Annotated in this window: 22 protein-coding genes; 16 read left to right on the top strand and 6 right to left on the bottom strand. The window is 37.1% G+C overall.

Annotated features, from left to right (window positions below; all coding sequences use genetic code 11):
* Positions 1-194 precede the first annotated feature (194 nt).
* Both OSH00_RS12835 and OSH00_RS12830 read left to right on the top strand, forming a co-directional pair.
* Positions 195-791 carry a recombinase family protein gene (locus OSH00_RS12835; protein ID WP_266130735.1) on the top strand — a complete coding sequence of 199 codons (597 nt, stop codon included), beginning with the start codon at positions 195-197 and terminating at the stop codon, positions 789-791.
* Positions 781-1,032, top strand: a complete 252-nt coding sequence (locus OSH00_RS12830; protein ID WP_266130734.1) for a hypothetical protein — start codon at positions 781-783, stop codon at positions 1,030-1,032. Before OSH00_RS12835 ends, OSH00_RS12830 begins: the two co-directional genes overlap by 11 nt.
* Before the next feature lie 131 nt (positions 1,033-1,163).
* On the opposite strand, the gene OSH00_RS12825 is transcribed toward OSH00_RS12830, so the two are convergent.
* Complete coding sequence (locus tag OSH00_RS12825) at positions 1,164-2,003, bottom strand: phytanoyl-CoA dioxygenase family protein (protein ID WP_266130733.1); 840 nt, start codon at positions 2,001-2,003, stop codon at positions 1,164-1,166.
* 70 nt (positions 2,004-2,073) lie between these two features.
* Entirely contained in the window at positions 2,074-2,661 is a 588-nt protein-coding gene (locus OSH00_RS12820; RefSeq protein WP_266130732.1) for a TetR/AcrR family transcriptional regulator, read from the bottom strand.
* Between the two features lie 368 nt (positions 2,662-3,029).
* On the opposite strand from OSH00_RS12820, the gene OSH00_RS12815 reads away from it, so the two are divergent.
* Genes OSH00_RS12815 through OSH00_RS12800 form a run of 4 tightly spaced genes read left to right on the top strand, consistent with a single transcriptional unit; the run spans position 3,030 to position 4,706 of the window.
* A complete protein-coding gene (locus OSH00_RS12815; protein WP_266130731.1) occupies positions 3,030-3,374 on the top strand; it encodes a hypothetical protein in 345 nt (114 codons plus the stop codon).
* A complete protein-coding gene (locus tag OSH00_RS12810; protein WP_266130730.1) occupies positions 3,320-3,826 on the top strand; it encodes a hypothetical protein in 507 nt (168 codons plus the stop codon). The genes OSH00_RS12815 and OSH00_RS12810 overlap by 55 nt, the downstream gene beginning before the upstream one ends.
* Before the next feature lie 38 nt (positions 3,827-3,864).
* The gene (locus OSH00_RS12805) at positions 3,865-4,371 is read left to right on the top strand and encodes a hypothetical protein (protein WP_266130729.1); all 507 of its coding nucleotides are present in this window, start codon (positions 3,865-3,867) and stop codon (positions 4,369-4,371) included.
* Positions 4,323-4,706: a M43 family zinc metalloprotease gene (locus OSH00_RS12800; RefSeq protein ID WP_338150164.1), complete on the top strand. Its 384-nt coding sequence runs from the start codon at positions 4,323-4,325 to the stop codon at positions 4,704-4,706. Before OSH00_RS12805 ends, OSH00_RS12800 begins: the two co-directional genes overlap by 49 nt.
* A 51-nt stretch (positions 4,707-4,757) precedes the next feature.
* Here OSH00_RS12800 and OSH00_RS12795 read toward each other — a convergent pair whose 3' ends face one another.
* Complete coding sequence (locus OSH00_RS12795; protein WP_266130728.1) at positions 4,758-6,116, bottom strand: amino acid permease; 1,359 nt, start codon at positions 6,114-6,116, stop codon at positions 4,758-4,760.
* Positions 6,117-6,531: 415 nt separating this feature from the next.
* Here OSH00_RS12795 and OSH00_RS12790 point away from each other — a divergent pair, with 415 nt between their 5' ends.
* Positions 6,532-6,987 carry an acetyltransferase gene (locus OSH00_RS12790; protein WP_266130727.1) on the top strand — a complete coding sequence of 152 codons (456 nt, stop codon included), beginning with the start codon at positions 6,532-6,534 and terminating at the stop codon, positions 6,985-6,987.
* Positions 6,988-7,040: 53 nt separating this feature from the next.
* Here the strand turns inward: OSH00_RS12790 and OSH00_RS12785 are convergent, their stop codons facing one another.
* Together OSH00_RS12785 and OSH00_RS12780 are read right to left on the bottom strand one after the other, a co-directional pair.
* A complete protein-coding gene (locus tag OSH00_RS12785) occupies positions 7,041-7,631 on the bottom strand; it encodes a helix-turn-helix domain-containing protein (RefSeq protein ID WP_266130726.1) in 591 nt (196 codons plus the stop codon).
* 608 nt (positions 7,632-8,239) lie between these two features.
* Positions 8,240-8,392: a hypothetical protein gene (locus tag OSH00_RS12780; RefSeq protein ID WP_420909519.1), complete on the bottom strand. Its 153-nt coding sequence runs from the start codon at positions 8,390-8,392 to the stop codon at positions 8,240-8,242.
* Positions 8,393-8,810: 418 nt separating this feature from the next.
* On the opposite strand from OSH00_RS12780, the gene OSH00_RS12775 reads away from it, so the two are divergent.
* From OSH00_RS12775 to OSH00_RS12750, 6 genes are all read left to right on the top strand, one after another.
* Positions 8,811-9,644 carry an alpha/beta fold hydrolase gene (locus OSH00_RS12775; protein ID WP_266130725.1) on the top strand — a complete coding sequence of 278 codons (834 nt, stop codon included), beginning with the start codon at positions 8,811-8,813 and terminating at the stop codon, positions 9,642-9,644.
* A gap of 616 nt (positions 9,645-10,260) precedes the next feature.
* Positions 10,261-10,800 (top strand): fimbrial protein, encoded by a 540-nt coding sequence (locus OSH00_RS12770; RefSeq protein ID WP_009584595.1) that lies wholly within the window; start codon positions 10,261-10,263, stop codon positions 10,798-10,800.
* Positions 10,801-10,878: 78 nt separating this feature from the next.
* Entirely contained in the window at positions 10,879-11,610 is a 732-nt protein-coding gene (locus OSH00_RS12765) for a fimbrial biogenesis chaperone (RefSeq protein ID WP_266130724.1), read from the top strand.
* 138 nt (positions 11,611-11,748) lie between these two features.
* Entirely contained in the window at positions 11,749-14,322 is a 2,574-nt protein-coding gene (locus OSH00_RS12760; protein ID WP_266130723.1) for a fimbria/pilus outer membrane usher protein, read from the top strand.
* A complete protein-coding gene (locus tag OSH00_RS12755) occupies positions 14,319-15,338 on the top strand; it encodes a fimbrial protein (RefSeq protein ID WP_266130722.1) in 1,020 nt (339 codons plus the stop codon). The genes OSH00_RS12760 and OSH00_RS12755 overlap by 4 nt, the downstream gene beginning before the upstream one ends.
* A 116-nt stretch (positions 15,339-15,454) precedes the next feature.
* Positions 15,455-15,760 carry a hypothetical protein gene (locus OSH00_RS12750; protein ID WP_266130721.1) on the top strand — a complete coding sequence of 102 codons (306 nt, stop codon included), beginning with the start codon at positions 15,455-15,457 and terminating at the stop codon, positions 15,758-15,760.
* Positions 15,761-15,878: 118 nt separating this feature from the next.
* Here OSH00_RS12750 and OSH00_RS12745 read toward each other — a convergent pair whose 3' ends face one another.
* Positions 15,879-16,799: a LysR family transcriptional regulator gene (locus tag OSH00_RS12745; protein WP_266130720.1), complete on the bottom strand. Its 921-nt coding sequence runs from the start codon at positions 16,797-16,799 to the stop codon at positions 15,879-15,881.
* 96 nt (positions 16,800-16,895) lie between these two features.
* On the opposite strand from OSH00_RS12745, the gene aptA reads away from it, so the two are divergent.
* The 3 genes from aptA (at position 16,896) to OSH00_RS12730 (ending at position 21,448) form a co-directional block, all read left to right on the top strand.
* Positions 16,896-18,278 carry an omega-aminotransferase AptA gene (gene aptA, locus OSH00_RS12740; RefSeq protein ID WP_266130719.1) on the top strand — a complete coding sequence of 461 codons (1,383 nt, stop codon included), beginning with the start codon at positions 16,896-16,898 and terminating at the stop codon, positions 18,276-18,278.
* 54 nt (positions 18,279-18,332) lie between these two features.
* Positions 18,333-19,895, top strand: coding sequence for a CoA-acylating methylmalonate-semialdehyde dehydrogenase (locus OSH00_RS12735; protein WP_266130718.1), 1,563 nt, complete (start codon positions 18,333-18,335; stop codon positions 19,893-19,895).
* Between the two features lie 161 nt (positions 19,896-20,056).
* Positions 20,057-21,448, top strand: coding sequence for an amino acid permease (locus tag OSH00_RS12730; RefSeq protein ID WP_266130717.1), 1,392 nt, complete (start codon positions 20,057-20,059; stop codon positions 21,446-21,448).
* The last annotated feature ends 95 nt before the right edge of the window (positions 21,449-21,543 follow it).

Genomic DNA, 21,543 nt, shown 5'->3' with positions numbered 1-21,543 from the left:
TGCTCTATCACTCTGACATTAAAATAATTGATGCTTGTTTTTTAAAATTTTTTATTGGCTTTTATAATAGTTTTTTTATTTTAATTGAAATAAATGAATATTAATTTAGGGTGCTAATGATTTATATTTAGACTTATTGAGTTTTTGTAGGTGGTATTTGACTTAAATATTATTTTATTCAATGAGGTTTTGTTGTGCGTGCATATGCATATTTTAGAATTGATGGGATTTCAGTAAATGAATTTAATTATACCAGTTACTTACTTGGTTATGGTTATGAAATACCCAAAAATAGATTTATATTTGAGAATGTTAAGGTGAGTATACCATTTGAGTTTCGGCATCAATTTAAAATCTTGATTAACTATACGTTGGAAAGCGGAGATCTTCTTTTAATCGATGGAATAGATGCTTTGGGAAGTAATTTTAAAGAAATATATACGACAGTTAATTTTATTTTTAAAAAAGGAATACGTTTAGTCTGTTTAGATTTTTCAAAGAAAGAAATCAAAGGAGATATAAAAAAAATTTTCTTTCACTTTCTAAAGATATGTTCTGATTTTGATAAAAAAGTTCAACTTGATAAAATGATGGATAGTAAAAAAAATAATAAAGTGGGGCGTCCAGAAATTTTGAATAAAAAACAAAAAAGAGAAGTCATTGAGAAATTTAAAAATGGACAAAGTGTATATTCTTTAGCGAGACAATATTCAGTGACCAGAACAGTCATTCAAAGATTATTAGCAAAGTCATCAGAAAGCATTATTCTTGAGGATTCGGGTGAAAAATAATAGAAAAATAAGTAGATTGGTTTTGGCAAGACATAAAGATAATCTGGATAAAAGCATAGCTGTTCAACTTAAATATCGATTAAATAAAAAAATCTGGATTTCTGATAAGATTATTCAAATTGAGATTAATTGTGTAAATGGTTTGACTCAATATAAAATTTTAAGCATTCAGCACGATGGATTAAAAATTATTTTTCTATATGGCTCTGTGCCTTATATTGTAGATTTAAGACCAGTATAGATGATGGATTGACTTAATTTAAAAGCGAAAGCTGGGGAATATTATCGCCTTTATCTCGAGTTGGTTTTAAGCATATGTATCATTCAGCAAGTTACACATACTTAAAATCATTGTCTCAGTCATTTTTGTGGTCATTGTTCAAGTGTTCGAAGTGGATGCATACCATTGACCATCCCCATAAAAGGTGGATAGATCGAATAACCAACCAAGGCTTGAAGCTCAGGTGAAAGCAACTTTACAGTTTCTTTAGAAAGTTCCAAGAGATAGTTTTCCTGTTGGCGAACATATGCTTCACAGTACTGATGTGTAACTGCAAAACGCGAGGCTTTGGAATGATTTTCACCGCCGCCGTGCCAGGTTGTTCCAAGAAAGAAGACTACGGAGCCTGCAGGCATGATGGCAGGGATCGCTTCTGCGCTTTGAGCAATGCGATCACTTCCCCAAAGATGGCTTTGAGGAATAATCACTGTGGCACCATTGTCCTCTGTAAAATCATCAATTGCCCAAATACTTGCTGCACCAAGCGGTTGCCGTGGACGGGGTAGGCGATAGAATGCATCATCATAGTGTAAATGTTGGGCAACTTCTTCGGGTAGGATATTGATCATTTGGCTCTGTGAAAGCAAAAAACCAGGTTCAAATAATCGATCCATAAGTCCAAGAATACGGGGATGTACTGCAAGTTGGTCAGTCATTCTTGTCTTGGAAAGCACATTATAAACACGTTGGGTTTGATGTCCTTCAAATGAGTTTCGTCCAGTTTGATTCAGTAAGGCGAGACCTTCTTGTTTAATTTTGCTGCAAATTTCCTTGGGAATTAAATGATTGATAATGACGTAACCATCACGCATCAATGTTTCAAAATCTCGTTCAATTTCGGATGTGTTTCTCTCTGAACCAGATTGCAATTGTCGATGTGTTTTTGCATGATCTTGTTGATTATATTTATGGATATCTAATCTTTCAGACATATAATGCTCCTTATTAAAAGATCGGCTAGATAGACAATCAATACGCGGATATTGTGATGTATTGATTCATCTACGGTTGCTGGAGTTGCAGGGTGTTGCTAATCAATTGCCAAAGTTGATGTAGTAGTTCTGTATTCGATGGTCTTTCTTTCGCGAGAATGGCTTGATCTATAGCCAAGTGAAGGCCTCCCATCAGCATCGCTACAGTTGTTTTGGGGTCGAGGGCAGCACTGATTAATCCCAATTTTTGTCCTTGAGCGATATTGCGTGCACCTTGTTCTATTAAGGCGTCTATATGGGCACGTTCGATGTCAAGCACTTCAGGTTCACGCGCCAAACGGCCTGCAATCAATGGTGCTAAAGGGTGCTGATAGAAATAATCTATAATTGCTTTAGTTCGCGCTTTTTCTCTTTCGCGCCATTCAAGATTTGCAGGGATTCCATCCCCTAGAGCAATTTCTCTTAATGGTTCATAGAATTGATCCACAACTGCTGCAATTAAACCTGTTTTTGAACCAAAGTGGTGATAGGTAAGTCCAACTGAGGTATTTGCTCTTTTCGCAATCGCACTGATTTCCATATGACCATTATTTGCAATCAACTCTTGTTCTGCGGCGGCAAGGAGTCTTTTATAGGTTTCGATTTTCTTGTCACTCATTTTTTGAATACTTAAAAATTTGAATTGAATTCAATTTAATTTAATCTCAAGCAAGGATCAAGCATTTTACGCTGTTTTTTAAATTACATTATTTGCAATAAAGTTGATGATATTTGATCTAGAAAAATAATATGCTGCTATGAAAGAATACTTTTCACTTATGTGATGTATTTCTAATTGATCATACTTAGGTGTTGAATGGTGACCATTATTTGAAATGTTGAAATGAAAATTTTCTTTCTAAGTAATTGAAACTAAAAAACATGTTGATTGTCTGTCAATCACGAAAACTTAATTAAAAATCACAACAATAAGATTTTTAAATCTAAAAAATTTCCCATCAAAAATTAAAAATTGAGGATTAATTTATGAGTAAAATTGGAACCAGCCCACAAATAGGGACTTTAAGTGCAGATTGTATAAGAAAATTTACGGTTCACTTTAGACGTCCATATGAAATTGGTCGACCTTCAGACCGTTATCATGGAGAGTTCGGATTTGATTGGGTGCGTGATGAATATATCTATCCTTTGCTTAATATTGAAGGGAAAAAAGATACGGTTATAACCGTTCCCAACCACAACTTGCTTTATCGAGTTATGTATAGTAATACGGATAATAGTTCTTATCTTAAAGATAATTTTTCGTATTTTCCATCTTGGCTTTATTTTTTTCTTCAAACTATAAAGGAATATATGGCAGTGAGGAAATAAATAAAGATGGTGTATGTTTAGATATAGAAATTCATCAGCAATTTACTGACAAAAATGACCTAGGAATGATTGATGAAAAAGAACCTCTGACAGATAATGGAACCATTCTAAAGTTTCAGGCTTCGAGTAAGTCCATCACACTATCAACATTTAATAATAATCAAAATGCTCAGACAGTATTTGAAAATAAAGACAGTATTGAATATAAACCCTTATGTGAACCTTTAAGTAGTTTCATCAACACAAAACGAGAATTTAAACAACTAGATGCTAGTGAAGACATAACAACAGTTAACGGTAAAACTGTTAAAAAAATTATAGAAGTCAATAGATATAGTTATAAAAAAAATAATGCAATTACAATTCGTTGTTCGGGTGAAGTATTAAAAAAAATGAATACATTAAAGTTACCGCATCACGAAACGGATGTCCGGATAAAGAGGTTGGGGTGATATATCTTGGTCAAAATTCTGCGATTAGCGTCATTAGTATGGTTGAAGTTGATGTTAAAGTTAAAGGAGAAATTTTAGAAAAATCCAAAAACTATGAATGGGAACTTAAAAACAGATATTTTAATCAATCTCTGATGGTCTTTAAGGTGGTGAAAAGAGAGCTTTTTGATTTAGATTTATTGTCAAAAACAGATCCAGAAGTCCGAAGTTTTGTAAAAAAATGGTGGGAAGATGAGTTAAAGACCAAATATAAAATCCAATACTTAGAAAATGTAACTGGTGAAAATGAAATCAAGGAAAATAATTTAAAAAGGAAAAAAAAGTTTAATCTAACTGAAGCTATTTATTCAGAATTTATAAGAGAGTTAAAAGAACTCTATTGGCGTAAAATGTGGGCAGAATTACGATCGCCATATGGTGATTTAGAAAGAATAACATTTATTTTTTTCACACCGATTCGTATAAGAGCTGTACCACCTGAAAATCGAAATGATAACTGGGGGGAATATCAGGAAGTGCAAGTTTTAAAGCTTATCCAAGTCTGAACTCCTTTAAAGGTGAACTTTCTAGTCAATATGAGTTTGATAATGCTATTGTTTTCTTAAAAGATGGCGTTGAACAAGGCTTTTTGGAAACGTATGCCCATGAGCTTGGCCATGCATTAGGATTATCGCATATTTTTGAATATGGGGAATTATTTGAATCATATCAGGGGTATACGGATAATTTAATGGATTATGACTATACCACAAGTAATGCTATATCTAAGTTTAAAAATAGAGTGAATATATTAACTAAATATCAAATTGATAATATTCGCCTAAATCAACGTATGACAGGTATATTATGGATTTGGGTCGGAAAAGAGTCTAATTATTGAACTGTAAAGAAACACAAACAGGCTTATTTTTCCTCATAAGCCTGTTTCAAATTAGTTCGATTTATTCCAAGTCATTATTTTGAATAATCCATACATAAAGCAAATCCAGATTGGAATTAAAATAACGGACTCTTTAAAGCCTTGTGTCCACATGATATATAAAATCATCACGATGAATGCCAAAACAAGATAATTACTGATAGGTGAAAATAAGGCAGGAAATTTGACTTGAATACCTTCCAATTGCGCGGCACGTTTAAATTTTAAATGGGTAAAACATATGATTGCCCAATTTAAAACCAAGGCAGCAACTGCCATATACATCAAATGGCTTAGAGCCTTTTCAGGTATAAAATAGTTCAGTAACACACAACCAAAAATAAGCATAGAAGAGAATACTACTGCAGGCACAGGTACGCCTTGTTGACTTACTTTAGCAAAAATCTTCGGCGCATTTCCTTGAGCAGCAAGGCCATACAACATACGGCTATTGGCATACATGCCACTGTTATAAACAGAAAGTGCAGCAGTTAAAATAATAAAATTCAGTAGATGTGCTGCCCAGTCAATACCCAATTGACTAAAAATCATCACAAACGGACTTTTATCCAAACCACCTAGATCAAGTTGATTCCATGGAATCAATGACATGATGATAGCAAGTGAGGCAACATAAAAGACTAAAATCCGAAAAATAACCTGATTGATGGCTTTAGGGATACTTCTTTCAGGATTTTCTGCTTCCGCCGCAGTCATGCCAATCAACTCAATGCCACCGAAGGCAAACATTAAAAAAGCAAGCATGTAGAACAACCCTGAGAATCCATGCGGGAAAAACCCACCGTGTTGCCATAAATTACTGAAACTTGCTGTTGAGTCCGAGCCTGCTGTAAGCAATAAGTATAATCCAAACACAATCATTGAAATGACGGCAGTCACTTTGATAATCGCTAGCCAAAATTCTGACTCGCCATAAATTTTTACATTACCAAGGTTTAGGCATGTCACCACGATGAAGAAAAATAAAGTTGAGACCCAAGCAGGAATATGTGGCCACCAATAGTGAACATATTTGGCAATTGCTGTCAGCTCAGTCATCGCCACTAAAATATAGACCACCCAATAATTCCAGCCTGATAAAAAGCCAGGAAAGTTTCCCCAATATTTTTGCGAAAAATAACTGAAAGAACCTGCAACAGGTTCTTCTACAATCATTTCACCCATTTGACGCATAATTAAAAATGCAATCAAACCCACAATGGCATAACCCAAAATAATTGAAGGACCAGCAGATTGGATGGCTTGTGCTGAACCTAGAAAAAGACCCGTGCCAACAGCACCACCCATCGCGATCAATTGGATATGTCGGTTTTTAAGTCCACGTTTTAATTGGGAAGAGGAATGGTTCAAAATAGGACGCGCTGATTCAAAAAGGGCTATTGTAATAGATTGAATATGGATCGCCTAGTTTGAAATGATGATTAGAATAATCATCTGATCGGACTATAAATCAAGAGCTCACAAATCTAAGCTTCAAAAAATAAAGGGAAAATATTGTTATTCGAGAGCATTAAGGTTATTCGATGATTCCTGTGATCAAGAAGCTGCTCAATTTAACATGCTATAGACAAATCAGTGATTCAAAATGATTTAAAACTATATAGAACCAAGGATCGTTGCTCTAAAACTAATGGTTCAGATTAAGCCGATCATCGTACTTGAATATTCACTATTGTGATATTTTATTTACTATAGTAAATTTAAAGCTTACCTGTATGGGTATGAACATATTTCATTGCACTGTATTAGATGAGAAAAAGTTAAAATGTTAAAAATTCGTATGTCACGTCCCGATGAAAGCAGTCAAGTGGTTGCAATCTGGCAAAGTTCAGTTGATGCAACACATCATTTCTTGTCTGCACAAGATCGTCATGATATTGAAAAAGAAGTGATTGATTTTTTTTCTGAAACCCCCGTTTGGCTTGCTGTAGATTCCAATGATCATGCTTTAGGATTTATGTTTTTACATGATGGTCATATGGAGGCGTTGTTTATTGATGCCAAAGCGCGTGGCCAAGGTGTTGGTAAGTTATTGTTATCGCATGCTTTAAAGGTATTTCCACATTTAAGCATTGATGTGAATGAACAAAATCAACAAGCTATTGGCTTCTATCAATACATGGGATGTCAGATTACTGGACGATCTGAACGAGATGGCCAAGGTCGAGAGTACCCCTTGTTACACTTAACCTTAAGTTCAAAAAATCTTGAAGATTTTTGATGTATTTTTGCGAAAATAAAATAATAAAACCATAGACCAATATAGGTAAAAGCCTAGGTTTTTTTCTGACTGAACGTTGCAATATATATACATGGCATCTTTTCATCAGGATTATGTAAATGGCAGTCAGCAGGCGCTGTTAATCCAATACAATCACCTGTGTCTAAATGAAATGCCTGAGTATCAATTTGTAGATCAAGCTGTCCACTTAAAACCCACAACGTTTGCCCATTCAAGTGTTCATAAGCTTGAGCAGGAATAGACAATTTCCCCTGAGGTGGAATTTCAATTTTAATCATTTCTGGATCTGCGCCGGCAGGTGAAATCGACCAACGTGTAATACCAAATTGGTGATCTGTCCAAAACTGTTGTAAATACTTTCTTGAAAGCAGTATATGGTGATTTTGGCTCTGTTCAACTTCTGCAAAGAGTTTAGATAAAGTAATACCCAAAGCACCAGCTAGGCGACTGAGTATGGTTGCACTTGGACTGGAAGTGCCACGTTCGACCTTACTGATCATGGCTTGACTTACACCAGAATAAAGTGCCAGTTCAGCAACAGTCCAGCCTTTGTTCTTTCGTTGTTTAAGCAATAAGCGTGCGATCTCAGTATCTACGATCTGATTATCAGCCTTCTTAACCATTATATAACCTTTATAACTAAGCTTGCTTATTCTGCGTGAGTAGCTTGATCTTTACTTCTGCTATATGTAAATAGCCAGCTCATCATAGATGATTGTAGTATCAGTCTGAAAGGAGGTGAGTGAAAAAAATGATTATTCATGCATCATCATATCAAGTTTAGAATAATTCATCTAACAAGGTGTAATAAAGAATTTTGTCATCGTCAACTGTTATTTCTAGTTCATCGAACAACAGCTCAGGGTTTAAATTGGGATAAGTAATACCCCAATACACTAGAGAAATTGTGCTTTAAGCTTGGATAACACAGTGCAATATCTTGAATTATTTGAGGCAGTTTTTTATATTCCATATGAATGCTATCTCCAACTTAAGCTTTTACTTTGGGTGAATTTAACCCTCACAGGTATCGAATCCAGCTGTAAATCTTAATCAGATCATGATTTACAGGTGAGTATGAACTATTTAAAGTGCTGAGTATTTTGACGCAAGATTTTGATTTATATTAAAATATTTTACTTAAGTAATCTTTTGAAAAATAAATTCTTCTTAACGATAATTCTATTACATGTGAGCCCCCTGTTTTAGGTTGATGTACAATAATTTCAACTTAAGCCTCGTTATAAGGATCATTACAAACATCATAATGAAAATATGTCAGTGCCGCCAAATCATAGTCTGGAAATACCTGTAGTGGCTCTAAAGGTACTTTGACCTTGTATTGTCCAAATTCAACTTCAGTAAACTGCTTATTGGTATGCATCTTTGTTCACCTTTATAGGGTAAGCATGGCTGAGTAAGATCAACAGAATCGCTTGGGGACTTGATGTAATAACTATAAGTTTGACGTGGATTTTAAGGTCAAGCTGAGAAATTAAAAGAAATAAGCCCTTTTGAAAGCTTGTTTAGGGTTTGTAACGCGGCGAAAAGGCCTAAAGTCAAATTTTTTTTAAATAAATTAAGGGGTATCAAGGATCAAGCTGAAAACTGACATCTTATGATCATTTTTTTAATTTACATTTTTGCTATCAGGCTATAACTAAAAGTGTTGACCTTGAAGTTAACTTTAATCTTAGTATTAATCAAGCAATCCAACGGATTGCCAAGAAATGTTAGCGGTAGTCATTGATTAGAACACAGATCAACATTTGAAATGTAAATCTCAAACAGGAGAATTCAGCATGGCATACGTTACAACTGAAGAGGGTGTGGAAATTTTCTATAAAGACTGGGGGCCAAAAGATGCTCCAGTGCTATTTTTTCATCATGGTTGGCCACTGAGCTCTGATGACTGGGATACACAATTATTATTCTTTTTAAATGAAGGTTTTCGTGTCGTTGCGCATGATCGACGTGGTCATGGGCGATCAAGTCAAGTGTGGGATGGGCATGACATGGATCATTATGCCGATGATGTTGCAGCAGTGGTCAAGCATTTGGGAATCAAAAATGTCGTACATATTGGGCATTCAACTGGTGGCGGTGAAGTTGCACATTACATCGCACGACACGGGGAGGAAAATGTTGCGAAAGCTGTACTGGTGAGTGCCGTACCACCATTAATGTTAAAAACAGAAAATAATCCAAATGGTTTGGCAAAAGACGTTTTTGATGATTTACAAAATCAGTTATTTAAGAATCGGGCTCAGTTCTATTATGATTTACCCGCAGGTCCGTTCTATGGATTTAATCGACCAGATGCAAAACCATCAGAACCTGTGATTTTGAATTGGTGGCGACAGGGCATGATGGGAGGGGCTAAAGCACATTATGATGGAATCGTAGCTTTTTCCCAAACCGACTTTACTGAAGATCTTAAAAAAATTTCAGTGCCAGTTTTGGTCATGCATGGTGATGATGATCAAATTGTACCCTATGAAAATTCAGGCGTGCTTTCTGCCAAATTGGTTCAAAATGGAATATTAAAAACCTATAAAGGTTATTCTCACGGCATGCTGACCATTAATGCTGATGTGATCAATCCAGATCTTTTAGCCTTCATTCGTGCTCATTAAAACAACATGAAATTAAAATAGAGGCTGTGATGTCTCTATTTTTTGCCCAGATAGTGAATGAAAACAATAAACTATATCTAGAATTCAACTTAAGTTATTGAAAATAATATATTTTATTTGGATTGTTGGCTGAGTTCCCAGAGAATTATTTAATATATTAAATTGTAGTAATTAAATATCCCAATATTTGTTCTCACTGTTGCATTCAAACTATAGTGAAATGGGAGTATTAATGTCGATTTTGTTTATTTATTGTTCGTTTGGGGAATTTCTGCATTTTTTTAAAACGAATTTTTTTTATTAAATTAATCAATATCTTATTAAGATTATTGATTTGAATACTCAAAATTAAACCAAAAGTGGAAATTACTTGAATGATGGTTTTTACAACTCAGTTACAAAAAAGCAATAAATTAATTAAAACTAAAATATCAATTTAAGATTTGTTTAAGGTGCTAAAAAATATAGGAAAAAATTCAATTCTCGAAATGATAATGAATTATATACAATCGTATCCATTTCTTTAAAAAGTGTGACATTGTTTACATTTTTATCTAGGTATGCATAATACACATCGACCAACACTAATCATTTTTGTTTGTATAGGACACTTGGTATGAAAAAGATTTTTTTAGCGGCATCAGTTGCAGTTTTAGGGGTTTCTAGTGCTTTTGCAGCAGATGGTACAATTACAATTAACGGTTTAGTTACTGATAAAACTTGTGACATCGTGACTCCACAAGGTAAAGACTTTACCGTAAGCCTTCCAACTGTATCTAAGCAAACACTTGCTAAAACAGGTGATGTTGCTGGTCGTACTCCATTCACTATCAACCTGGCAAACTGTTCAGAAGGTAAAGTTGCGACTTACTTCGAACCAGGTTCAACTGTTGACTTTGGTACTGGTCGTTTAAACAACCAAAACGCAACTGCGAATGGTGCTAAAAACGTTCAAGTTCAACTTTTAGGTTCAAACAACCAGTTTATTCCAGTACTTGCTGCTGGTGCTTCTGGTGCGCAAACGAACTCTCAATGGGTAGATGTTGCGGATAAGGGTTCAGCTGATCTTAACTATTATGCTGAATATTATGCAACTGATGCTTCTGCTGCTGGTAAAGTTACAACTTCAGTTCAATATACTATTATCTATCAATAATTTTTATTGAATTGTGCAGAGCTAAAGTGGGTCAGCCCACTTAGCTCTTTTACTTTATTTTAGGTAGAGATAATCGTTATGTTCTTGAATCATTCCTTTTTTAAAAAAGGTTTACTTGCACTTTTAATTCCGTTTAGTGCAGCAAATGCTGAAATTATTATTCATGGTACACGTGTGATTTATCCATCAGATTCGCGTGAAATTACCTTACAAGTGAGTAATAACGGAAATAATCCTGCATTGGTTCAAGCATGGATTGATGAGGGGGATGCCAAATCTACCCCTGACCAATCAAAAGCACCTTTTATGATTGCACCGCCAATTTCACGTGTGGAAGCAAAAAAAGGGCAGTCTTTACGTATTAGCAGTATGCCTAAAGCAAATGAGTTAAGTAAAACTCAAGAGACGCTGTTCTGGTTGAATATTTTGGATATTCCACCAAAGCCTTCCGCAAAAGATCAGAATGTAGTCCCTGAGAATTTTTTACAACTTGCGATTCGTTCACGAATTAAGTTTTTCTATCGTCCAAGCGGAATCAAAGAAGATGCTGCCTTAGCTCCTGAAAAGTTGCAATGGAGCAGTAATGGTACACAGTTAACAATCAAAAACCCGACGCCATTTCATATTACTCTGACTTCGATTATGCAGGATCAGTCAGGTAAACGTGTTGATTTGCTTGCTGAAGGTTTAATGTTGAAACCATTTTCTGATGGAACTGTGAACTTAAAAGGTTCAAATATCGCAAAAATGACTTTTACCACAATCAATGATTACGGTGGTCGTGTAGAGCGCAATATTAAATTGCCTTAAGTTGGCAAGTCTTTAAATTTCACTTTGATGCGTCATTTAAAGCACCTTTGAATAATGATGTAACACTTTTAATCATTCCATTGAACTGAGAGTAAGCGAATTAAAAACCTATTCATTTGTCAATAGGCAGACTTCTTTATGCAAAAAAATGAACAAAGCTATAAGTGGATCAAGCGACATATTCGTTATTATGTGGCTTGTGGCGTGATTACACTTAGCATTCCAGCTCTAGTTAATGCAACTGAAACTGACTTAGACGGGACAGAACAGTCTCCGACTGCTACTGAAGCAGAATTTGATTCGGCTTTTTTAATTGGCGATGCTAAAAAGATTGATGTGAATCGTTTTAAATATGGTAATCCTGTTTTACCTGGCGATTACAATGTCGATATTTATGTCAATGGAAATTGGTTTGGCAAGCACCGCATGGTGTTTAAAGCCACTGAAAATAATCAAAACGCCTATACCTGCTTTAACTCAAACCAACTTTTAGAATATGGCGTTAAAGCAGAAGTATTAAAAAAAGGCGAAAGCACTTATCCAGCAGGATGTCAGAAAATTGAACAGTGGGTAGAAGATTCATTTTATGAGTTTGATACTTCACGTTTGCGAGTCGATATCTCTATTCCACAAGTAGCGATGCAAAAAAATGCACAAGGCTATGTTGATCCAAGTGTTTGGGATCGTGGCATTAATGCTGCTTTTCTTTCTTACAATGCCAGTGCATACAAAACTTTTAATAAATTGCAGGGTGGTGAAGAAACCACCAATGCCTTTACTTCTGTAACAGCGGGAGCAAATTTAGCAGGTTGGCAATTTCGTCACAACGGCCAATGGCAGTGGCAAGATCGAACGACGGTTGATCATGCCTCTAAATCAAGTTACGACGCGATCAGCACTTATGTTCAACGTGCATTCCCTCAATACCGGGGTGTGTTGACCTTAGGTGAAAGCTTCACTGATGGTGAAATATTTGACTCGTTCGGCTATCGGGGTGTCGATTTCTCCAGTGATGACCGTATGCTGCCAAATAGCATGATTGGTTATGCGCCACGTATTCGCGGCAATGCAAAAACCAATGCCAAAGTCGAAGTGCGTCAACAAGGTCAACTTATTTATCAAACGACTGTTGCACCAGGTAGTTTCGAAATCAATGACCTTTATCCTACAGGTTTTGGTGGTGAGCTTGAGGTTTCTATTTTAGAAGCCAATGGTGAAATTCAGCGTTATTCGATTCCTTACGCTTCTGTTGTACAAATGCTACGTCCAGGTATGAGCCGTTATTCTGTGTCTATGGGGCAGTTCCGTGATAAAGATATCAACCTTGATCCTTTTATCGTGCAAGGTAAATATCAACGCGGTATTAACAACTCAATTACAGCATATGGTGGTGTGCAGTTCTCTGAAGACTATTCAGCTGTGACATTGGGGAGTGCATTTGCTACACCGATTGGTGCCGTTGCACTTGATGTGACACATTCTCAAGCTGATTTTGAGCGCCGTAAAAGTGAAAGTGGGCAAAGTTTCCGAATCAGTTATAGTAAATTGATTACGCCGACAGATACCAATTTAACTTTGGCGGCTTATCGTTACTCTACAGAAAACTTCTATAAATTACGTGATGCAATATTAGTACAGGATTTGGATAAAAAAGGTATTAGTTCTGCGCATGTCGGTAAACAGCGAAGCGAATTTCAGATTACCCTGAATCAAGGACTTCCAGAAGGTTGGGGGAACATGTACGTGACAGGCTCATGGGTAGATTATTGGAATCGTCAAGAAACTACACGTCAGTACCAGGTCGGATATAGCAATAGCTATCGTGGCTTGACCTATGGTTTGTCAGCAATTAATCGTAATATAGAAAACAAAGCGACTAAAGTGACCAATAATGATACAGAGTACATGCTGACTTTATCATTACCATTATCATTTAAGAAAAGTTCAGCGAACTTAAACTCGATCATGACGCAAGATAACGCGACAGTGGGTGTGAGTGGTGTCGTAGGTGATCGTTTTAACTATGGTACATCTGTGTCGACACGTTATGGCGATAATCCAAGTGCAAATCTCAATGCACAGTATCGTACCAATTATGCGACTGTAGGTGGTTCTTACAGTGTCGCAGATGGCTATGAACAAGCGATGCTGACTGCACGAGGGAATATTGTTGCTCATCCTAAAGGCGTATTGTTTGGACCTGATCAGGGACAAACCATGGTCTTGGTCTATGCACCAGAAGCAGCTGGAGCAAAAGTTAATAATGCAACGGGTTTAAGCATCAATAAATCGGGTTATGCGGTTATTCCATATGTCACGCCATACCGTTTAAATGATATTACGCTTGACCCTCAGGGTATGTCGGCAGATGTTGAGTTAGATGGCTCTAGTCAGCGAATTGCGCCATATGCTGGTTCAATTTCTCAAGTCAGCTTTGTGACGAAACTGGGTAAGGCAATTTATATCCACAGTATGAAAGAAAATGGTGACACTCTGCCTTTTGCAGCAGAAGTATTTGATACAAAAGGTGAAAACGTTGGTATGGTTGCGCAGGGCAGTATGGTTTACTTGAGAACCAACACTACAGCAGATACTGTGACAGTTAAATGGGGCGAAAATGCCAATGAGCAATGTCGGATTCAGTATGATGTTTCAGCGCAAGCAGCAGACAAAAAGCAAAACATGATCATGGCGGAAGGTGTGTGTCAATGAACTATAAAGTTTTAAATCCTATTCTTTTGCTTTTAGCAGGAACTGTCAGTTCTGGAGCTTATGCAACATGCGCACCTCAACGAGGATTTACGCCACAAGATGTCAGTATGACAGTTGGGCGGGTTGTTGTTCGACCGAGTGATGCTGTAGGCACCATTTTACGTAAAGCGACATTTCCTATTTCATCAAATGGATCAACCTATTATTGTGATTATGGTGCAGGGGTAATCGAAGCAGTGCTTATGCAGAATTATCCTATCAGCCCATCAGGCAATTCAATATATAGTACCAATATTGAAGGCATTGGCATCAGGTTATATCGTGAAGCCGCAGATAATTCAAACTTTTCAGGCTATTATCCGTATACTAGATCATTAAACAGAAATACGACTTATCGCTTATCTCCAGGCTATTTTGTTGTTGAAATTGTCAAGACAGCACCTTCAACAGGATCAGGTGCCCTCGTTCCAGGTCAGTATAGTCGCTATAATGTGACGGGTTATCCAAACCAGCCTTTTTTGACCAGCACTGTTTATGGAAATGCGATTACCATTGCTTCATCATCATGTGAAATCATGGGCAATATTAATAAAACAGTCACGCTTCCAACTGTCAACAAGGGTGATTTTAAAGGTGTAGGTTCTACACAAGGTGAACAGCCTTTCGATTTAAACATTTTATGTAATGGTGGTAAAAACCCAACGGGTTATGAAGAAAGCAACAAAATCAGTTTGAGTTTTGATTATCCTGCTGAGAGTAGCAGTATGCAAAATGTACTTGCTAATACCAATTCCTCAGGAACCAGTGCATCAGGCGTTGGTGTGCAATTGGTGTCAAAGTATAAAAATGCAAATCGTGTCATCGCTAAAAATGACAAACTGGAATTGGGTACTTTAAAGTCAAATGACAATATTCAATATAATTTTCCAATGACTGCGCGTTACTATCAAACGGCAACGAAAGTGATGCCTGGAAAAGTCCGAGCTATGGCAACCGTCACAATTGAATATGATTAATTGAAGTAAATCATATTTTTCTTCAACTATTTTTTTATTTATCCACTGGATAATCTTGTATTAATAATGAGGTTATGTAATTAATTAACTACACCATTTCTTTAAAGGGGATTGAGATGGAGTTAATTAAAAAATTAGCCTTTTTATTAATAACATTTAATATATCGATTTTAAGTTTAAATGCATCTGCTGAGGAGATTAGGTTTTACGGGAATATTGTAGAATTTACCTGCGAGAAAGATTCAAATAATTCAAATTGTAAAATGATTGATAACACTGTGGAAGCGATTAAAAACAAAGCAAACGTTGATAGTCTTAACTTTAATAGCTTGATTGAGACGAAAGGCAACAGCATGGTTCACCTCAATATAGAAGATTTAGAAAGTCATCTGCATAAAATATTGGTTGTAGATTATTACTAAATAGAAATTATGTTAATTGCATCACGTTTATTTTATATTATTTATAGCTTTAAATATAGTTTGATTTTTTATTAGATTATATTTGAAGCTTTTTTTAATATATTCGTTAAAATTGACATCATTGAATAGTTGGTACTGTTCTTTTTAAAATATCCATAAAAGTTTTTAAAATAATATTATAATTTTTCCCTTTATGTGTAATTAGGCATATAGGTGTACTATAGTGCATAACATTTTGCATAATCGGCTTCATAAAGCCTTCTACGACCCATTTTCTTGCATAATGATCAGGTAAAAATCCGATGAATTTACCAGTCAGAATAAGAAAGGCGATTCCTTCTCGGTCACTTGCTGTCGCAGAACAGTTTAATAATTGATGTAACTTCATTGCTTCATTGCTGATGGCGTAGTTTGGAAGTACGGTATTCCATTGCTTGAGATCTTTTTGGTTGATTTTACCTGGGTAGTCGAATAAAGGATGGTTTTCCCCACAATATAAAAATGAATTTTCCTGATATAAATGAAAATAATCCAATCCGGAGAGTGGAGTCACTAAAGGAATGGCACCAGCGTGTAAACGATTATCTAGAACACGACATTCGATATCAGACAATGTACTCATACTGATATTGATCACCACTTCAGAATTTTCTTCAGCAAGCTGTGCTAAAGATTTGGTGATATAAACACTTTGCATGGTGACCAGATTGTTAATAATGCCAATGTTAAATTCACCTTTTAATTGATTGTGCATTTGATTGATTTTGGCACGAAAGTCTTCAATCGAGGCAGTCAACATTTCAATATACTGTAAAACCTCGCGCCCTTCATCGGTGAGTGCAAAGCCCGCTCGTCCTCGTTGGCAAAGTCGAATACCTAAACGATTTTCAAGATCACTCATATGTAAACTAATCGCAGATCGGCTAATGCCCAGTATACTTTCGGCAGCAGTAAAGCTGTGACAGTCACATACTGTTTTAAAAATTTTAAGCAACTTTATATCAAAATCAGTCACTTGGTTTAATTTCTTCGGTTTCATTTAGTTTTGCTTTTTTATATCTAAACTCAAGATAATTTGAATTTATCAAAACTATATCACTTTGTACACTCAAGACATAACCCTAAAACAAGAAGAGTGATTATGTTCGATATAGATACAGCAACTGACCGTGACTATACAGCGGAAGCAAGCCATTCCAATACGCAGATGAATTTAAACTATCAAGCGTACTGGATGCCATTTTCTGCAAATCGTAATTTTCATCAAGACCCCCGTATGATCGTTGGCGCACAGGGATCGTATTTAATAGACAGTCAAGGGCGTGAAATTTATGACTCATTGTCAGGTTTATGGACCTGCGGTGCAGGGCATACCAGAACTGAAATTCAACAGGCAGTCAGTCAGCAGTTGGCAAAACTGGATTATTCACCTGCGTTTCAGTTTGGTCATCCTCTGGCTTTTCAGTTGGCTGAAAAAATTATCCAGCACATGCCTGAAAAACTACAACATGTTTTCTTTACTGATTCAGGTTCAGAGTCGGCAGATACCGCAATCAAAATGGCACGTGCGTATTGGCGAATTCAAGGTAAGCCAAGTAAAACCAAATTGATTGGTCGAGCACGTGGTTATCATGGCGTAAACGTAGCAGGTACCAGTTTGGGTGGGATTGGTGGCAACCGAAAAATGTTTGGGCAATTGATGGATGTTGACCATTTACCTCACACTTTACAAGCTCATTTAAGTTTTACCAAAGGCTGCGCAGAAACTGGAGGTATTGAGCTGGCAGATGAAATGCTCAAGCTGATTGAATTACATGATGCTTCCAATATCGCAGCAGTCATTGTAGAACCTGTGTCTGGCTCGGCAGGTTGTATTGTGCCGCCGACAGGATATTTACAACGCCTAAGAGAGATCTGTGATCAACATGATATTTTACTGATTTTCGATGAAGTTATTACAGGTTTTGGGCGTATAGGAAAATGGACTGCATCAGAATATTTTGGAGTAAGCCCAGATCTACTGACTTTTGCTAAACAAGTCACCAATGGCGCAATTCCTTTAGGTGGTGTGGTGGCGAGCCGTGAAATCTATGATGCTTTTATGCAGCAGGATCTACCAGATCATGCAGTTGAATTTACTCACGGTTATACCTATTCAGCTCACCCAGTGGCATGTGCAGCAGCATTAGCAACATTGAATGTACTTGAAAAAGAAAATTTAATTACTCAGTCTGCGCTTTTAGCGCCAAGTTTTGAAAAACTTATTCATGAGTTAAAAGGCGCACCTCACATTGTTGATATTCGTAATTGTGGATTGATCGGTGCCTTGCAATTAGCCCCTCGGGATGGCGATGCGACAATTCGTGGTTTTGAAACAGGAATGCGATTATGGAAAGCAGGTTTTTATGTGCGTTTTGGCGGCGATACCCTCCAGTTTGGACCGATGTTTAACAGTACCGAAGCACAGCTATCCCGATTAATGAATGCCGTGGGAGACACGCTTTACCAAGTGAAATAAGTTTTGCAGGCAAGATAAAGCCAATGGAAAATTGATGATCGACAAGGAACAGTAATGAATAATTTAGAAGATTTTAGTCAGGCAATACCAGATGTGGACAGTATACAGAGCATAGAAACAGTCGATGTTGTAGGACACTTTATTCAAGGTGGCTTGATGACCAAGACGAATAAAAAGCAAGCTGTGTATCACCCGGCAACAGGCAAAGTCACTAAATACGTTGCGATTGCTGATGCTGTACTGGTCAATCATGTTGTTGATATTGCGCAGCAAGCATTCCCTGAATGGCGTGATACACCCGTGATTAAACGTGCTCGGGTAATGTTTAAGTTTAAACAATTACTTGAGGAAAATGCAGAAAAACTCTGTGAATTGATTGGGCAGGAGCATGGCAAAATTTGCCATGATGCCAAAGGTGAGTTGCAGCGGGGTATTGAAAATGTTGAATACGCCTGTGGAGCACCAGAATTTTTAAAAGGCGAATTTTCAAAAAATGTCGGACCTGATATTGATTCATGGAGTGAATTTCAACCCTTAGGCGTGGTTGCAGGCGTTACCCCATTTAATTTCCCGGCAATGGTACCCCTGTGGATGTTTCCAATGGCGATTGTATGTGGGAACTGCTTCATTCTCAAACCTTCAGAAAAGACGCCATCAGCTGCATTATATTTGGCTGAATTGTTGAAAAAAGCGGGTTTACCTGATGGTGTATTCAACGTCGTCAACGGCGATAAAGAAGCCGTTGATGCTTTGCTTTATCACCCCAAAGTTCAAGCCATGAGTTTTGTCGGTTCTACTCCTATCGCAGAGTATATTTATCGTACAGCAACCTCTACAGGCAAACGTTGCCAAGCTTTAGGTGGAGCAAAAAATCACGCCATTATTATGCCGGATGCCGATATCGATAATGTTGTCAATTCCTTGTTGGGTGCTGCATTTGGTTCATCTGGTGAACGCTGCATGGCTTTGTCGGTCGCCGTTGCTATTGGGGATGAGGTTGCTGATCTCGTCATTGAAAAACTCAAGCACGAAATGCAGCAATTAAAATTTGGTCACTATGCCGATGAGCATAATGACTTTGGACCGCTCATTACACAAGCACACAAAGAGAAAGTAGAAGCTTTTATCCAAAGTGCTGAACAACAAGGTGCTAAAATTGTGGTGGATGGGCGCAATGCCCAACCCACAGGTTATGAACAAGGCTTTTATGTTGGTCCAACTTTAATTGATCAAGTCTCATCAGAGATGATCAGCTATCAACAAGAAATTTTTGGTCCTGTTTTACAGGTGATACGCGTAGCAACCATGCAAGAGGCGATGCAATTGATTAATGATCATGAGTATGGCAATGGTACCTGTATCTATACCCGCGATGGAGAAGCTGCACGTTATTTTACCAACCATGTTCAAGTCGGTATGGTGGGCGTAAATGTACCTTTGCCTGTACCGGTCGCTTACCATAGTTTTGGTGGTTGGAAGCGTTCTCTGTTTGGTGACTTATATGCTTATGGGCCAGACGGTGTTCGTTTTTATACGCGTCGTAAGACCATTACCCAACGATGGCCTTCAGCACAGATCCGTGAGGCCAAACAATTCGCCATGCCAACTTTAAATTAGCATTGTGATCCAGAGAGAAAATCCTTGGTTTTCTCTCTTTATTTTTAATAGGAATTTAAAAATGTAATTCACAGTTTGATAAGCACATGATCATTTAAGGCTTTGCGATAAAGCACAGTTTTGAAATGCGATCTTGTGCTGATTATTTAAAGGAATAAAATATGAATAGTGCAAAAACAACAAAATTAGGTGAAGGACTTTCCAACCGTCATATCACGATGATTAGTATCGGTGGTGTGATAGGCGCAGGTTTATTTGTTGGTTCTTCTGCTGCAATTGCAAAGGCAGGTCCTGCTGCTGTACTTGCTTATATGATTACCAGTGTGGTCGTATTTTTGGTGATGCGCATGCTCGGTGAAATGGCTGTAGCCCAACCTGATACAGGTTCATTTTCAACCTATGCACGTAAAGCCATTGGTCCTTGGGCAGGCTTTACCGTTGGATGGTTGTATTGGTGGTTTTGGGTCTTAGTCATCCCAATTGAAGCAATTGCAGGTGCAGAAATTTTACATGCTTGGTTTCCACAAGTGTCCAGTGCCATCTATGCTTTTGCATTTATTATCTTACTGAGTTTTGCCAACTTTTTTAGTACTAAAAGTTTTGGAGAGTTTGAGTTCTGGTTTGCGTTAATTAAAGTGATAGCGATTTTATTGTTTATTGTGATTGGTGCAGCAGCAGTATTCGGACTTTGGCCTTTGGCGCGTGATGTCAGTGGTGTAGGCAATTTATTTTCCAATGGTGGATTTATGCCTCATGGCATGGGGGGTGTACTGTCTGCTATTTTAATTTCAGCATTTTCATTTTTTGGTATTGAAATTCTTTCAATTGCTGCAGCCGAGTCAAAAAATCCACAGGAAAAAATCAAACGCGCGACTAACTTAGTGCTTTATCGCATTATCTTGTTCTTTGTTGTATCGATCTTTCTTGCCGTTGCTTTAGTCGATTGGCGTTCACCAGACTTACAAAAGTTAGGTACATTTCAGTATGTTTTGGTGAGCCTAAATGTGCCTCAAACCAAGCTGATTATGGATATCGTCGTGTTTATCGCAGTAGCAAGTTGCATGAATGCAGCGGTTTATACATCTTCACGAATGCTCTTTGCTTTGGGTGCACGTAAAGAAGCACCAAGATTGGTCACTCAAATTAATGGTTCAGGTGTACCGACGATTGCTGTATTTGCTTCGACTTTTATTGGCTTGATCTGTTGTGCTGTGAATTATATGTTCCCAGGTCAAGTTTTTGGATTCTTGCTTTCTACAACAGGTTCTATTGCTTTGGTGGTTTACTTGGTGATCGCAGTTTCGCAATTGCGTTCACGATATCAATTGGAAAAACAGGGCACCCAGATTAGTTTTAAAATGTGGATGTTCCCTTGGCTGACTTGGTTTGTGATTGTCGTCATCATGAGTGTGTTGTCTTATATGTTTTTATCACCACAATACAGTTATGAAACAAGTTTATCCTTGGGTGTAACAACTGTAGTGGTCATTTGCGGTCTACTGGTGACCCGTAAGAACAAAACAACCAAAAGAGTAGCCGTACATGTAGATTAAAGGCTTGTCTACACTGATTTGAAAATCAATCATCGATAAAAAATCATTTGTTTAAATCATTATAATTTATCCACTTTCAAACCTAGATTCTGAGG

Origin of the sequence: Acinetobacter nematophilus, assembly GCF_026344175.1 — a bacterium.
GTDB lineage: Bacteria > Pseudomonadota > Gammaproteobacteria > Pseudomonadales > Moraxellaceae > Acinetobacter > Acinetobacter nematophilus.
The sequence above is the reverse complement of the archived record's forward strand: the minus strand, read 5'-3'. Positions and strand labels throughout refer to the sequence as shown.

What these genes read in the sequence shown, in the direction of transcription:
- OSH00_RS12825 (WP_266130733.1), bottom strand. Translation starts at nt 2,003, where the DNA reads ATGTCTGAAAGATTAGATATCCATAAATATAATCAACAAGATCATGCA.
- OSH00_RS12820 (WP_266130732.1), bottom strand. Translation starts at nt 2,661, where the DNA reads ATGAGTGACAAGAAAATCGAAACCTATAAAAGACTCCTTGCCGCCGCA.
- OSH00_RS12815 (WP_266130731.1), top strand. Translation starts at nt 3,030, where the DNA reads ATGAGTAAAATTGGAACCAGCCCACAAATAGGGACTTTAAGTGCAGAT.
- OSH00_RS12805 (WP_266130729.1), top strand. Translation starts at nt 3,865, where the DNA reads ATGGTTGAAGTTGATGTTAAAGTTAAAGGAGAAATTTTAGAAAAATCC.
- OSH00_RS12790 (WP_266130727.1), top strand. Translation starts at nt 6,532, where the DNA reads ATGTTAAAAATTCGTATGTCACGTCCCGATGAAAGCAGTCAAGTGGTT.
- OSH00_RS12785 (WP_266130726.1), bottom strand. Translation starts at nt 7,631, where the DNA reads ATGGTTAAGAAGGCTGATAATCAGATCGTAGATACTGAGATCGCACGC.
- OSH00_RS12780 (WP_420909519.1), bottom strand. Translation starts at nt 8,392, where the DNA reads ATGCATACCAATAAGCAGTTTACTGAAGTTGAATTTGGACAATACAAG.
- OSH00_RS12775 (WP_266130725.1), top strand. Translation starts at nt 8,811, where the DNA reads ATGGCATACGTTACAACTGAAGAGGGTGTGGAAATTTTCTATAAAGAC.
- OSH00_RS12770 (WP_009584595.1), top strand. Translation starts at nt 10,261, where the DNA reads ATGAAAAAGATTTTTTTAGCGGCATCAGTTGCAGTTTTAGGGGTTTCT.
- OSH00_RS12765 (WP_266130724.1), top strand. Translation starts at nt 10,879, where the DNA reads ATGTTCTTGAATCATTCCTTTTTTAAAAAAGGTTTACTTGCACTTTTA.
- OSH00_RS12760 (WP_266130723.1), top strand. Translation starts at nt 11,749, where the DNA reads ATGCAAAAAAATGAACAAAGCTATAAGTGGATCAAGCGACATATTCGT.
- OSH00_RS12755 (WP_266130722.1), top strand. Translation starts at nt 14,319, where the DNA reads ATGAACTATAAAGTTTTAAATCCTATTCTTTTGCTTTTAGCAGGAACT.
- OSH00_RS12750 (WP_266130721.1), top strand. Translation starts at nt 15,455, where the DNA reads ATGGAGTTAATTAAAAAATTAGCCTTTTTATTAATAACATTTAATATA.
- OSH00_RS12745 (WP_266130720.1), bottom strand. Translation starts at nt 16,799, where the DNA reads ATGAAACCGAAGAAATTAAACCAAGTGACTGATTTTGATATAAAGTTG.
- OSH00_RS12735 (WP_266130718.1), top strand. Translation starts at nt 18,333, where the DNA reads ATGAATAATTTAGAAGATTTTAGTCAGGCAATACCAGATGTGGACAGT.
- OSH00_RS12730 (WP_266130717.1), top strand. Translation starts at nt 20,057, where the DNA reads ATGAATAGTGCAAAAACAACAAAATTAGGTGAAGGACTTTCCAACCGT.